Annotated in this window: 12 protein-coding genes and 1 tRNA gene; 3 read left to right on the forward strand and 10 right to left on the reverse strand. The window is 61.1% G+C overall.

Annotated elements, in window-relative coordinates:
* Positions 1–7: 7 nt before the first annotated feature.
* The 3 genes from VI215_01920 to VI215_01930 all read right to left on the reverse strand — a co-directional run bounded on the left by VI215_01920 (position 8) and on the right by VI215_01930 (position 3,136).
* Positions 8–376, reverse strand: a complete 369-nt coding sequence (locus tag VI215_01920) for a response regulator (protein HEY6191064.1) — start codon at positions 374–376, stop codon at positions 8–10.
* 303 nt (positions 377–679) lie between these two features.
* Positions 680–753 (reverse strand) — tRNA-Pro (locus VI215_01925).
* Positions 754–901: 148 nt separating this feature from the next.
* Positions 902–3,136 (reverse strand): PQQ-dependent sugar dehydrogenase, encoded by a 2,235-nt coding sequence (locus VI215_01930; protein HEY6191065.1) that lies wholly within the window; start codon positions 3,134–3,136, stop codon positions 902–904.
* A 296-nt stretch (positions 3,137–3,432) separates the two neighbouring features.
* Here VI215_01930 and VI215_01935 point away from each other — a divergent pair, with 296 nt between their 5' ends.
* Genes VI215_01935 through VI215_01945 form a run of 3 tightly spaced genes read left to right on the forward strand, consistent with a single transcriptional unit; the run spans position 3,433 to position 7,684 of the window.
* On the forward strand, positions 3,433–5,604 hold the full coding sequence (locus VI215_01935; GenBank protein HEY6191066.1) for a BatA and WFA domain-containing protein: 2,172 nt from the start codon (positions 3,433–3,435) through the stop codon (positions 5,602–5,604).
* Entirely contained in the window at positions 5,601–6,878 is a 1,278-nt protein-coding gene (hflX, locus tag VI215_01940; protein ID HEY6191067.1) for a GTPase HflX, read from the forward strand. Before VI215_01935 ends, hflX begins: the two co-directional genes overlap by 4 nt.
* A 29-nt stretch (positions 6,879–6,907) precedes the next feature.
* Entirely contained in the window at positions 6,908–7,684 is a 777-nt protein-coding gene (locus VI215_01945; protein HEY6191068.1) for an inositol monophosphatase family protein, read from the forward strand.
* Here the strand turns inward: VI215_01945 and VI215_01950 are convergent.
* The 7 genes from VI215_01950 to VI215_01980 form a co-directional block, all read right to left on the reverse strand.
* Positions 7,645–9,876: an MASE1 domain-containing protein gene (locus tag VI215_01950; protein ID HEY6191069.1), complete on the reverse strand. Its 2,232-nt coding sequence runs from the start codon at positions 9,874–9,876 to the stop codon at positions 7,645–7,647. The genes VI215_01945 and VI215_01950 overlap by 40 nt on opposite strands.
* A gap of 138 nt (positions 9,877–10,014) precedes the next feature.
* A complete protein-coding gene (locus VI215_01955) occupies positions 10,015–10,455 on the reverse strand; it encodes a 2Fe-2S iron-sulfur cluster-binding protein (GenBank protein ID HEY6191070.1) in 441 nt (146 codons plus the stop codon).
* Between the two features lie 30 nt (positions 10,456–10,485).
* Positions 10,486–10,941, reverse strand: a complete 456-nt coding sequence (locus VI215_01960) for a CBS domain-containing protein (GenBank protein ID HEY6191071.1) — start codon at positions 10,939–10,941, stop codon at positions 10,486–10,488.
* Between the two features lie 61 nt (positions 10,942–11,002).
* Positions 11,003–12,328, reverse strand: a complete 1,326-nt coding sequence (locus tag VI215_01965) for a thymidine phosphorylase (GenBank protein HEY6191072.1) — start codon at positions 12,326–12,328, stop codon at positions 11,003–11,005.
* A gap of 1 nt (position 12,329) precedes the next feature.
* Positions 12,330–12,518: a hypothetical protein gene (locus tag VI215_01970; GenBank protein ID HEY6191073.1), complete on the reverse strand. Its 189-nt coding sequence runs from the start codon at positions 12,516–12,518 to the stop codon at positions 12,330–12,332.
* Positions 12,515–13,054, reverse strand: a complete 540-nt coding sequence (locus VI215_01975) for an NUDIX hydrolase (protein ID HEY6191074.1) — start codon at positions 13,052–13,054, stop codon at positions 12,515–12,517. Before VI215_01975 ends, VI215_01970 begins: the two co-directional genes overlap by 4 nt.
* Positions 13,026–14,114 (reverse strand): mechanosensitive ion channel family protein, encoded by a 1,089-nt coding sequence (locus tag VI215_01980; protein ID HEY6191075.1) that lies wholly within the window; start codon positions 14,112–14,114, stop codon positions 13,026–13,028. The genes VI215_01975 and VI215_01980 overlap by 29 nt, the downstream gene beginning before the upstream one ends.
* Positions 14,115–14,122 lie beyond the last annotated feature (8 nt).

Consider the following 14,122-nt stretch of genomic DNA (forward strand, 5'->3'; position numbering starts at 1 on the left):
GAAGAATCTACTCACTCAACACACGCTCGATGGTAGTCAGGAGGTCGACAAGATCGTACGGCTTGCTGACGAAATCCTCCGCTCCGTGCTTTTTCGACTCGATGGCGTTCTTCAGGTCGGCAAACCCGGTCAGCATGATCACCTTGACCTTGGGAAAGTCTTTCTTGATGAATTTGAGAACCTCGAACCCGTCCGGCCCGGGCATCTTGATATCGAGAAGGACCAGATCCACCTTCTTGTTTTGAACCGCGGAGATCGCGTCGTTCCCGTCCACGGCGGTCGCAACGTCGTATCCTGCGCCCGAAAGTTCGTTGCTCAGGACAGAGCGCAACGCATCCTCATCGTCGACTACCAGGATGTGACTCTTATCAGCCATACGCGATTTCCTTGAGAAGATTCATCGATCTGTGAACCGCCGATTCCGGTTCAGCGTGCCCTAAAGTAATCAAATCGGAGAAAAGAAGCAACGTTGAACTGCCGGCGGTAATGCCTCAGTTCGGCCGTCTCTCTCCCCCGCTCGTCATGCTGACATGCTCCTGGTCAGCATCTTTCAACGCTTTTAGAAAGATCCCGACCTGAAACATGTCGGGATGACGGCAAAAGATAAAACTGCGAAACTGCCCTACAGGCGGGTGGTGGAGGCGGAAAACCGGGCTCTCAGCGGAGTATCGAAATTGAGTCGGGATGCCGGGATTCGAACCCGGGACCTCCTGCGCCCAAGGCAGGCGCGCTACCGGGCTGCGCTACATCCCGTCGGGATGGAAATATACTCAAATCATTCCGAAGTCGCAAAACCGGCGTGTCATTCTAATCGTGTGTCATCCTGAGCGCAGCGAAGGATCTTCTTGTCAAAGGATTGAGATCCTTCGGTCGCTTCGCTCCCTCAGGATGACACGCACTATCACCTCACCACCATCATCTTTTTTACGCCGGTGAAACGGCCGGAGGTCAGCCGGTAGAGGTAGATGCCGCTCGGGAGGCCGGCCGCGTCCCAGGTGACCGACTTGACTCCCGCCTCTTCCATCCGATCGACCACGACGGCGACTTCCTCACCCAGAAGGTTAAAGACTTCGAGAGAGACGTGGCCCGCTGCGGGGACCGCATACTGAATCACCGTCCCGGGGTTGAACGGGTTGGGAAAGTTCTGGTCGAGGAGATACTCGGATGGCAGGGAGGCCATCTGCCCGTCGAGGTCCGGCGGCGGAGGAGGAAGCCCCATCGCGGGATCGATCCGCACCCTCGCCGGATTCTCCCCGGCCGCCGGGGAGGATGAGAGGATCAATTTCCCGTTCTCGACGGCCTTCACCCAGTACCCCTTCCCCGGATCGATGGAAGCGGCCGCCACGTAACTTCCCTGGTACGCGAAGAAATGGGATGTCACCATCGCAGCGGGGATCGATGAGATCTCCGTGACCGGTACCGGCCGTGAGACCGAGCCGATCATGTTCCAACCGGGGACGACATCAATCGTGTCGGCATACCGGGCGCCGCCCGCGACTCCGATATCGGCGGCCGCGCCGAATCTGAGCCAGTACCCTGAGCGCGGGATGAGCGTATCGCGGAAGGTATATCCCGCGGCCGAATCGTACACAACCGCGCGGGAGACCGCCGAGGGGAACAACGCCGAAGTCCGGGCGTCGGGAACGTCGAGGGGGAGCGAGACGAGGTTCCACGACATCATCAGATGATACGGGATCGAGAGCGATGCGGTCGTGAATCGGCGGAACGCCGAATAGGGAGTCGACCCGCCGCCGTTTTTCGCACGAACCCTCCAGAACAAGAGGGTCGAGTCGGGCAGAGGCCCGATCTGAACACCGGTCCCCTGCACCGTGGTGTCCCTCAAGACGGCGGGAGTGAACGCGGAGTCGAGGGCAACCTGAATTTCATACCCGGTGGCCCCCGCCGAAGCGCTCCACGAGAACGAGACGATGTTGGGCCGGTTGAGGGCGTGATCCGCCGGAGCGATCAATGAAAACGGTCCCGGAAGATTCGTCGTGAGCCGGTAGATCTTCCCGCCGTGGTTGCAAACGTAGATGGTACCGAACCGGTCCTCGCCGAACGAAGAGATGTTGAACGCCGCGTCCAGGAGATACTGGTTCGACGCTCCCGGCGTCAACACCCAGATATCGCCCGTGCAATAATCTCCGTAGATATACTTCCCGGCGAGCGAAGGGAGTTCAGGGCTCCTCGACACGAACCCTCCCGTGATGCTGCATCTCCCGGAGTCATGGCTGTACTCCCAGATCGGAAGCGTGAGACCGGTCTGAATACATCCCATGGACGGGCTGTAGCAATGGAACCCTTCCATGACGTTCCAACCGTAGTTTCCGCCGCTGACGATCGTGTCGACTTCCTCCCACTTGTCCTGCCCCACGTCGGCGCACCAGAGCGTTTGCCGGTCGAAGCTAAACCTCCAGGGATTGCGGAGTCCGTAGGCGAAGATTTCCTGTTTCTTCGTCGTGTCGCCGTGGAACGGATTGTCCGGAGGGATCGCGTAATGCTTGGTCCCCGAGACCGTATCGACGTTGATGCGCAGAATCTTCCCGAGCAGGGTCGACGTGCTCTGGCCGTTCCCAAAAGGATCTCCCCCGCTCCCGCCGTCGCCGAAAGCGATATAGAGATACCCGTCGGGTCCGAACGCAAGCTGGCCCCCGTTATGATTGTTGAAGGGCTGCGGCTGCTCGAGCAGGATGAACTCGCTTGCCGGATCGGCGGAGTCGGGGTTCGACGCGCTGACGCGAAACCGGGAAATTACGGTACGCAGCGGGTTGTTCCGCGTGTAATCGACGTAGAAGTAACCGTTCGCCGCGTAGTGCGGGTGGAAGGCGAGCCCGAGAAGCCCCAGCTCGCCGCCGCTGATCACCTGGTTGTGGATATCGAGAAATGTCTTTGCAACAGTAGCATTGGAATCTCTCGTGGCGATCCGGATCACACCTCCCTGTTCCACCACACAGAGCCTGTCGGTCGAATCGTTCGGAGGAACGACTCCGACGGGCAGGTTGAAGGTGAGATGCGGATACTGATCCCTCAGGATCACCTGGGAGGGCGCAGGGGCATGAAGCGTGAGAATAGACCCGGCGAGGATGACGCACGAGTTGAGCCGGCAAAGGGAGTGAAGGTATTCGAGGCCTTTCATGTGAGCTCAGTCCGCCGTTGCAGGATACGCCATCGCCATTTGTGTGGCGCCTGAATCCAATATAGAATTTTCAGGGCGAACGGGCAAGTTTGGGTAGTGTCGCATTTTCGCCAACGATGTCATCCTGAGGAAGCGTAGCGACCGAAGGATCTCGTCCTTCCGATCAGCGAGATCCTTCGCTTCGCTCAGGATGACAAAATAAGGCACTGCCAAGTTTCTGTTTCAATTGCTTTTTAGGTGTTTTTTCCACTAATTGAATCCAGACCCTCATGCATTTTCCCCAAGCGTTGTAGCGGATGGTTTTCCTTAACCCCCTCGTCCTGCTCGGAATGGCGGCCGCCGCCATCCCCCTGATTCTCCATCTGCTCAACCTTCGAAAACTCCGGACGATCCATTTCAGCACCCTCACGTTTCTTAAAGAGCTCCAGCAAACCAGGATCCGGAGGCTGAAGCTGCGGCAACTCCTCCTCCTCCTCATCCGGACTCTCCTGATCGTCTTTCTCATACTCGCATTCGCCCGTCCCGCCCTGCGCGGCACTATGTTCGGGGGATTCGGATCGCATGCGAACTCGACGCTCGTCTTCATACTCGACGACTCGTTCAGCATGACCGCCAGCGACGAACACGGGGAATTTTTCAAACAGGCCAAGGACGCTGCGGTGAGACTCGCGGGCCTGCTGAAGGAAGGCGACGAGGCATTTCTCATTCGCCTCTCCGATCTCCCGAGAGCGTCGATCGATCCTGCGACGCATGATGTTGCGGCCCTGAAGACGCTCATCCAGGAATCCCAGACCTCAAGCGTCCGGCGTCCCATGGGGGAGGCGCTCCGGCTGGCGTCGCGGCTCCTTCAAACCTCCAGGAACGCGAACAAGGAGGTCTACATCGTCAGCGACATGCAACGCACGCTGTTTCAGGGATCCGGTCACGGCGCGGGCCCCGACTCGTCGTTCGAGGGGAGCGCGAAGATTTTCGTCGTCGAGATCGGCTCCAGGCAAGTTCCGAACATGGGGATCGATTCGCTCGAAGTGAGGACACAAATCTTCGAGCAGAACAAGCCCGTCACGGCATACGTCTCGGTCCGGAACTTCAACAACGTCGCCGCCCATGACATCGTGACGAGCCTCTTCCTTGACGGCACCAGAGTCGCGCAGGGAAACCTCTCCGCCGGGCCCTGGGAATCTGCCGGGAAGGAATTCAGCGCAAGCCCCAAGCATTCCGGTTTCGCAAAGGGATACGCCGAGCTCGAGAGCGACGCCCTCGAGCCGGATAACCGGAGATATTTCACGCTGTCGGTCCCGTCACGGATCGGGGTGGCGATGGTTTCGGGCGCTCCCGAGAATCTGCGCTTCGTGATGCTCGCCGCCGGGGCGAGCAAGACCGGCGAACACGAGAGGCCGTTGCTCGACGTCAGCCAGGCCTCGTACCAGAAATTTCCCTCCCTCAGCCTGAACGAGGCGGATGTGCTTCTTCTTTCGAACGTGCGATCGTTCACCTCCGGCGACGCGGAACGGATCGCCTCCTTCGTGAAACGGGGCGGGGGTCTGATTATCTTCCCGGGCGGGGACATCGATCGCGACAACTATAACACGACCCTCTTTCCCCGGCTCAATATTCCGCCGATCGAGGGAATCGCCGCCGCCGACCCGCAGTCGGCGCTGACATTCCAGAGCCTCGACCTCGACCATCCGTTGTTCAGGACGATGTTCGAGCCGCAGGAGAAGAAAAAGAACGGCGCCGTCGAGTCGCCGAGGATTCTGACCGCGCTGAGGCAGCACTCCGGGAGACAGGGACGGACTCTCATTTCGCTCAACGACGGCGGGGCGTTTCTTTCCGAATACAAATCCGGCGAAGGGAGAATCCTTCTCTTTGCGGTCGCATCCGATCTCGGCTGGTCGGATTTCCCGCTCAAAGGGCTCTTCGCCCCGTTGGTTTACCGATCGATGATCTACCTCTCGTCCCTCGGCGAGGCGGTGCCGGCGTTCACCGCGGGAGAGGAGCCCGTCGTTTCCGTGCGGAGGCCCCCGCATCAGGGGGGAGAGAAGTATTCGCTCATATCGCCCGACGGATCGGAGGAACTCATCCAGCCCGATTCACGGCGGACCGGACTCGCGGAGTCCGCCCTTCCCTTCCGGCTCAGGCGGCTCGTGCTGCCGGGCTTCTATGAGATCCGGTCCGGAAGCGCTCCGCTCACCGTCTTCGGCGTCAACATCGACCCCCGCGAGTCGGACACCCGGCGGATCGCGGGCAACGATCTTGCGGCGTTCTGGGCCGCGGCGGGGATCTCGCCCCCGGCGGTCCGGTCCATCACCCAAACGGATCAGCTCGTCTCCACCATCCTGCAACTGAGATACGGCGTCGAGCTCTGGAAGCATTGCATCGCGCTCGCCCTCCTGATGGCCCTTCTCGAGATGGCGGTGGCGCGCGACAGCCGGTCGGCGGCACTGAGCCCAGCTTCGGGGGCTGCATGAAGCTTGTCGAAACCGCAGAGCGCGAGAGCGCTGTCGTCGTGGGCGTCGTCACCGGCCGCGACCGCAAGGAGCGCGTCGAAGAATACCTCGAGGAGCTCGCCCTTCTCGCCGACACCGCCGGAGTCGCGGTGCTCCACAAGATCACCCAGGAACGGGAGCGGGTCGATCCCGCGCTCTTCATCGGCCGGGGGAAAGCCGTGATGATCGGTGAGCGCGTCGTGGCGGAGGGGATCGACGCCGTCATTTTCGACGACGACCTTTCGCCCGTCCAGGTGCGAAATCTCGAGAAACTCATTCCCTGCAAGATCATCGACCGGAGCGGCCTGATCCTCGACATCTTCGCCTCGCGGGCCAAGACGAAGGAGGCGATGACGCAGGTCGAGCTCGCGCAGCTCCAGTACCTCCTTCCGCGGCTGACGAGGCAATGGACCCACCTTTCCAAACAATACGGAGGGGTGGGGACGAAGGGGCCCGGCGAGCAGCAGATCGAGACGGATCGCCGCGCCATCCGCACGCGCATCAGCCATTTGAGGAAAAAGCTCGAGTCGATCAGCAAGGAACGCGAAGTGCAGAGGAAGGGAAGGCGGGGCTTGCCGGGCGTCGCGATGGTCGGTTACACGAACGCGGGGAAATCGACGCTCATGAACCTCCTCTCGGCCGCCGGGGTGTTCGTCGAAGACCGGTTGTTCGCGACGCTCGACACCACTGTCCGGGCGGTCCAGCTCCCTGCGGGGAAGAAAATACTCCTTTCGGACACGGTGGGCTTCATCCGCAAGCTCCCCCCGCACCTGATCGCGTCGTTCCGGAGCACGCTTGCCGAGGCCGCCGAGGCGGACCTGCTTCTCCATGTCATCGACGTGAGCCATCCCGCGTTCGCCGAGCAGATCGAGGTGGTCAACTCGACGCTCGATTTCCTGAACTGCACCGGAAAACCGATCGTCTTCGTCTTCAACAAGATCGACAGGCTGGCAGACCGTTCCATTTTCACGGGGCTCGCCGAGACCTACAAGCCGGCCGTCTTCATCTCCGCAGGGAGAGGAATCAATATCTCAAGCCTGGAGAACCAGATGCTGGACCTCCTCAACCGGGACACCGCGGAGCAGACCGCGACGGTGAAGCAATCCGACTACCGGACGATCGCAAAGCTGCACGAGCTGACGGAAATCACGGGAAAAGTATATGAGGAGAACAGCGTGAAGGTTTCCTTCCGGGTCGACCGGAGGAACCTCGAACAGGTGAAGAACTTGTTGCATCCGAAAAGGAGCCGCAGGTGAAGAGAAGTCACTCTCCTGCCAAGTGACCGATGCTTGCCACGGCAATAGAAGCCGCCCGGGAAGCGGGCAAGATCCTGAAGCAGCACCTCGGAAACGTCCGGGACGTCCGGCGGAAATCAGGCCAGGAGAAAAACCTCGTGACGGAGATCGACAAGCGGTCCGAGGAGGCGATCATCCGCATCATTAAGCGGCATCATCCCGGCCATTCCATCCTCGCGGAAGAGACCGGCCGGAAGGGGGGCGAATCCGATTTCACCTGGATCATCGATCCGCTCGACGGAACGACGAACTACGTGCACGCGCTCCCGGTCTTCTGCGTCTCGATCGGCCTCGAGCATAAAGGGACGATCGTCGCGGGCGTGATCTACGATCCGAATACGGACGAGCTCTTCTCCGCGGAACGCGGGGGTGGCGCGTTTCTCAACGGAAAGCGGATCCGGGTCTCGGACGTCGATTCGCTGGGCGGGAGTCTCCTCGTGACAGGATTTCCCTACACGATTGCGGAAGATCCCGGGCCCGCCGTCGCCCACTTCGTCCGTTTTCTGACGCGCGCGCAGGCGGTCCGACGCATGGGTTCTGCCGCGATCGATCTCGCCTATGTGGCTTCAGGCCGGTTCGACGGCTTCTGGGAGGCCTCTCTAAACCCCTGGGATATGGCGGCGGGAGTGCTGCTTGTCGAGGAGGCGGGGGGATGCGTAAGCGGGTTTTCGGGCCAGCCCTTCAGCATCTACGGGCAGGAGCTTGTCGCGAGCAACCGGCTCGTGCATCAGGAGATGATCGAAACCCTTTCATCCCGATCGGGATGAGCCTGCGGGCCTTTCATCCGGCCCACAGGCGACGGCACCGAAAAGTAGAACGTCGCGCCCTTGTCCACCGCCCCTTCCGCCCAGGTGGCTCCGCCGTGCCGGTGGACGATCCGGCGCACATTAGCCAGCCCGATGCCGGTCCCTTCAAACTGCTGCGCGGTGTGCAAACGCTGAAACACGCCGAAAAGCTTGTCCGCGTACTGCATGTCAAACCCCACGCCGTTATCACGCACAAAGTAGGCGGGTCCATGTCCGTCATGCGGGGCGTATCCGATCTCGATCACCGCCGTGGGGCGGGGCCGCGTGTACTTGAGTGAATTGGAAATGAGGTTCGTGAAGACGAGCGCCATCAGCGCCGCATCCGCTTCGAGACGCGGGAGGTCTCCGATTTTCCATTCGATCTCCCGCCCCTTTGTCTCCATCTCGAGAGCCGCGATCGTCTCTTTCACGAGGAGGTTGGGATCGACAGGCGCCTTTTGCAATTCGACCCGGCTCATGCGCGAGAAGAGGAGCAGATTTTCAATCATGGTTCCCATATGCCTGGCGGACTCCGAGATGACGCCGAGATAACGCTCCCCCTCCCGGTTCAGCGAACCCGCCAGTTCCGTCCTGAGGAGCTCGACGAACCCGTCGATATGCCTCAACGGCGTGCGGAGGTCGTGGGAGACGGAATAGCTGAACGCCTCCAGCTCCTTGTTCACCATATTCAGCTCTGTGACGCGAAGCTCGAGCTCCTGCGCGACCGACCGAAGCTCCAGGTCGGCTTTCCTCCGCGCCGTGACATCCCGTGTAATCGCCGCAAAGCCGCGGAGCTCTCCGTTTGAGTCCCGCAGCGCCGTGACCACCAGGCTCGCCCAGTAGCGTGAGCCGTCCTTCCGGACGCGCCACGCTTCCTCCTCCAGCCGCCCCTGCGTCCGGGCAACCTCAAGCTCGATCCGGGGTTTTCCCCACCGCAGGTCGTCCTCGGAATAAAGGACGGAGAAATCCCGTCCGATGATCTCCTCCGCTTCATACCCGTGCAGGCACTTTGCGCCCTCCCCCCAGGTCAGGACGATTCCCCGCGGATCGAGCATAAAAATCGCATGGTCTTTCACGCCGGCCAGAATGAGACGGAAACGCTGCTCGCTCTCCCGGTATTTTTCCTCGGTGCGTTTTCGCCCGACCGATTCCGCCCGGAGGGCCTTGTTGGCGATGTCGAGGTTTCCGGTCGTTTCCTGGATCAGCGTTTCCAGATGGGACCGGGACCGGCGGAACTCCCGTTCCGACCTCTTGTACCGGTCGATCGTGGCCGACAGGATCAGCGCCGGCACCGAGAGGAAACCGAGAAACGTCTGCAGCATTCTGAATCCGTCATCGGGCTCCGGAGTCGCAAAAGGACCGTGACCGTGCTGAGTGCCGGCGACCGCGACCGCCGAGAGAGCGACCAGCGAGAGGGTGACTCCCCGCGGGCCGAACCGGAGGGCCGACCAGATGACGAACGGGACCAACAGAAAGGGCGAGGGAACATACCCGAACGGAAGCCGGAGCGGCCAGCCGAAGACGACCTGGGATGCCAGCGCGGTCAGGAGCGCCAGCGCCACGCCCTCGAGCGCGCGCCGCAGGTGGAAGCGGATCCGGGGCACGTGCTGCCAGGCGAGGAAAAACGGCGCGATCAGAACGACCCCCGCGCAATCTCCCAGCCACCATGTCCACCAGAGATTTCCGTAAGCCGTCCATCGCGCGAAGCCCGCGACGCAGAGCGCGGTAACGCCGAACAGCGGCGCCACGAAACAGCTGTAGACCTCGATCACCACGATCGCGAACACATTCTGCGCGCGGTCGAAGAGGTCCTTCGAGCCGACAAAATTCCTGATCAGGAGAGCGCCGAGCAGCGCCTGGAATGTCGAACCGGTGGCAATGATCGCCGTGGTGACAAGGGTGTAGGGCGCAAGCGGGTCGGTGATGCCGGTGAAGAACCAGGTGTTCGCGACGAAGGAGCCGAGCCAGACGCCGAGCCACATCCGCTCACCCAGGATCAGAATGACGGCGAGCGCGATCCCCGAAGGAGGCCAGACGACGGAAACATTTCCGGGAGGGACAGCCATAGCGAAACTCAGCTTGGCTGTCAAAGCGTAGGACGCTGCGACAAGGAAGGTTTCCAGAAGCCACCAACCCACTTTCCTCCCTCGCTCCAATCGTCCGTGTAGTTCCATCAAAAACTACTAATTGTCGCTGATTTTTTCAAATTAATATAACAGAATGTTGCGGAAAGTCAACTCTCCACCTTTGGAATAAGCCCGAATGCCCGATTATTCCCGAAAAACAGACATTTCAGGAGAAAAGGCACCGTTTTAGCGCCCTGTAGCGAGTTCAACCAGGAGCCTTCCCACAACGGCGAGGAGCGCCCCTCCGAAGAGGAGCCATATGGAGAGGAGCGTAAGCCGCTCCCTGGTGAGCCGCCAGTCGATGGCGACGACCGGGTAGAGGTTGAGGGCAATATCTTTCGTCACGGCGATCCGGCAGGCGAGGCGTACGTTCTTCGGAATCGCCCGCGCGTAAAACGGAGCGAGGCCGACCAGCGCCGAATCTTCCAGAGGCGACATCGGGGGAGCGCCCTTCCCGTCCACTACTTCCACGCGGCATGTCCCGCACAATCCGTTTCCGAGGCAATTCAGGAACTTGTCCTTCCCCCGGTACGGGGAGATCCCGTTTTTCAGGAGGACTTTCCGAAGGTTCGCGCCCTCGGGCACTTCGATCGTTTTTCCGCTGCTTGCAATCGTGACAACAGGCATTCCGTGACTCCGTGTTATGGTTGCTGAGGATCAGGCTCCCGGCCGCTTCTCCGAATCGGGCGGGAGATGAAACATGTAGCTGGTCAGGAACTCCAGTTTTTCTTCGCGCTCGGTGAGCTCGCCCTGCAGCAGATCGCGAAGAGAGAGAATTCCGACGAGGGTCTCGCCGGAAACCACCGGCAGATGGCGGCAATGCGCCGCCTTCATCTTCCGGAGGCACGATTCCTCGTTCTCGGACGCGTCCGCAACCACCAGCTCCCGTGTCATGATTTCGCCCACCTGAACGGCGCCGGGATCGAGCTTTTCGGCGACGACCTTCCGGATCACGTCGCGCTCCGAGACGATTCCGACGAGCCGCTTCTCCTCGAGGACCGGTATCGCCCCGATATTCCTCTCCGCCATGCACCGCGCCGCCTCCAGCACCGAACTATCCCGCTGAACCGCGTAGACGGGCCGATCGCCGATCAAGCTTCCGATTGATGCCATGGCCGGAATCCTTTGTTGTGGATCATCGCGAAGAAAAAGATATGAAAATATTTCTCACAATTCAAGAGGGGTGCACCCCGCGCTCATCGATCATCGCGTGGATCAGAGGCGGCGGTTTTCGCGGCGCCTCCGCGATGCCGAAGGCGCCTCTCACCCGGGACTCCACCCCGGCGAGGCTCTCCGTCCGGTCGGTATGCACCGAGGCGAGCGTCTCCCCTTTCGCGATTGGGTCGCCGACCTTCTTCCTCAGGACGATCCCCGCCCTGGGATCGATCGGCTCGTCGATCCTCATCCTCCCTGCGCCGGCGGCGATTCCGGCCAGCCCGATTTCGAGGGCGTCGATCGAGGCGATGGCTCCCGCCTGCGGGCTCGCGATTTCCACGATATGCCTCGACGCGGGGTAGGCCCGTTCTCCGGTGAGATAGGAGAGATCGCCGCCCTGGCGGCGCACAAGTTCATGAAACTTCGCCAGGGCGCTCCCGTCCTCAATTGCCCGGCGGCACAGCTTCCGCCCCTCCTCGACCGACGCCGCCCTGCCCCCCAGCATGACCATGGCGCCCCCGAGAAGATAGGTCACTTCCATCAGGTCCGGAACATCCGTCCCCTGCATGCAATCGACGCATTCCCTGACCTCAAGCCAGTTCCCGACCGCGTAGCCGAGAGGCTGGCTCATGTCGGTCAGATATCCGATCGTCTTTTTGCCGAACGAGGACCCGATCGAGATCAGGGTTTTGGCGAGCTCGATCGCCGCTTCATCCGTCCGCATGAAGGCGCCGCCCCCCACCTTTACATCGAGCACGAGGGAATCGATCCCTTCGGCGATCTTCTTGCTCATGATGCTCCCGGCTATCAACGGAATGCTTTCGACGGTGGCGGTGACATCCCTGAGGGCGTAGATCATCCGGTCGGCGGGCACCAGGTCGCGGGTCTGTCCGCTCATGACGACGCCGACCTCGCCGATGACAGAGCGGTATTCTTCGAGGGAGAGGTTCGTTCTGAAGCCGGGAATCGATTCGAGCTTGTCGAGCGTCCCTCCGGTGTGCCCGAGTCCGCGCCCCGATATCATCGGGACGGGCACCCCGCACGCCGCGACCATGGGGGCAAGGATCAGGGAGACTTTGTCTCCGACCCCCCCGGTCGAGTGCTTGTCGACTTTGACGCCCGGGACGGAAGAGAGGTCGACGACCGTTCCCGAGCGCAACATGACGTCGGTCAGGATCGAGGTCTCTTCAAATTGCATTCCGCGGAAGTAAACGGCCATGAGGAAGGAGGACATCTGATACTCCTTCACGCTGCCGTCCAGGTAGCCCCGGATCAGAAACTCCAGTTCCCCCCGCGACAACGCGGCTCCGTCGCGCTTTTTCCTGATGAGCTCTACGGGATTCAGTTCACGCCTCGACCTTCACCACGAATTTTCTCCTGCAACGGTTGCACTGCAGCTCGACCGTCACCCAATTGTTGCGCTCATAGTACGAGATCTCCGCGAGCTCGCCGTCGCATTCGCTGATGATGCAACGCTTGAGGTCGAGCCTGTAGGCCCGGCCCCCCGGATCGTCTCTGTGGGAAGCGTCTTTCATTTCCCGACCAGCCGTTCCGTGAGGAGAATGCCGCAGATCGTCTTGGCGTCCTTGATCTCTCCCCGTCCGATCATGTCGATCGCCTCCCCGAGAGGCAACACCTTCATCGTCATCGTCTCCTCGCCTTCCTCCAGTCTTCGCTCGTCGGGGCCGCCTGCAAGGCCCCGCGCAAGGAACAGGTGCAACACCTCGCTGCAAAACCCGGGGCTCGTGTAGATCGATGTCAGCTTTTCCCACTCGGAGGCGCGATAGCCGGTTTCCTCCCCGAGCTCGCGCTGCGCGCAATGGAGCGGCTCCTCGCCCTTGTTCAGCTTGCCCGCGGGCAGCTCCCAGATGAATTCGTCGAACGGGTACCGGTGTTGGTTCACAAGGATGATCCGCCGGTCGGGAAAGAGCGCCAGAGCCACCGCGCCCCCTGAGTGTTCGGCAACCTCCCGGACGGATTTCCTCCCGGAGGAATACTCAACATCATCCACGATGATGTTGAAGACCCTCCCGTCGTACACTCTAGTGCGTTTGAGGAGCTTGAGCTTCATGGGGATCGATCACCTGAATGAGACGCCGCGGGACCGGGAGTTCGATCCCCTCCTTCGCGAAGGAGGCGAGAATCTGCTCCCGAAGCCCCGTTTCAATTTCGAATCTCTTCCGGAAACTAAATGTCGTACAGATCAGCCGCATCTGGATGCCCGACTCGCCCGAGCCCATGACGACGACCCTCGGCGGCGGTTCTTGCTGAATGTCGCTCCGGCCGGCGGCCAGGGCGGTGAGGATCTCCCGCACCCGCTCCGGACCCGTCGAGGGCGAAACCGTCACATCGACGGTGACGGTCATGGCGCTGTCGGGGAAGGAATAATTGATGATCCGGCTTTTGATCAGTTCGCCGTTCGGGATGATCATGAGGTTCCGCTCGGGATTGAGCATGCGCGTGCTCCGCAGGCCGATCTGGTGGACGTCTCCCTCTTCTCCGGTGGGAAGCTTGATGTGGTCGCCGATCCGGAAGGGTTGATCGATGAGGATCACGAACCCGGCGATCATGTTCGCGATCGTTTCCTGGGCCGCAAGCGCGACCGCCAGCGATCCCACACCGAGGGAGACGAAAAGGCTCCCCATGTTCACGCCGAAGTGGTCGAGGAGGATCATCCCGGCGATGAGGAACAGGACGATGTTCACGATCTTGGCGGTGAGGGGAGCCACCGACGGAACGATTTCGCTGTGGGTCTTGGCGGCGACGTCCTCGAGGTACCAATCGAAGCTCGCGCGGATAATCCTGCTCACGAGCCTCGTCAGGATCACCACCAAAAACACGAACAGCGCGATTTCGACGTAGTCGAGTATCTGGTGGCGGGTGACATTCTCCGCGTTGAGCCCCTGGCGAACCTCCCGGATGGCGATATAGACCCCGGCGATCAGGGAGAGCATCGCAAGCCGTTTGCGGACAAGCTCGAGCAGCTTGTCGTCGAGCGTCGTCCTTGTCGTGCCGCTGAGGCGCCGGGCAAGCCGCCCCCAGATCAGTTCGACGAGCTTGCCGACCAATCCCGCGGCGGCGATGATGAGCCCCGCGAAGATGAGATGTTTGACGAAGAGGTCTTCGAGCATGAGTTCAG

It is taken from the genome of Bacteroidota bacterium (assembly GCA_036522515.1).
Taxonomy (GTDB): domain Bacteria; phylum Bacteroidota; class Ignavibacteria; order UBA10030; family SZUA-254; genus VBOC01.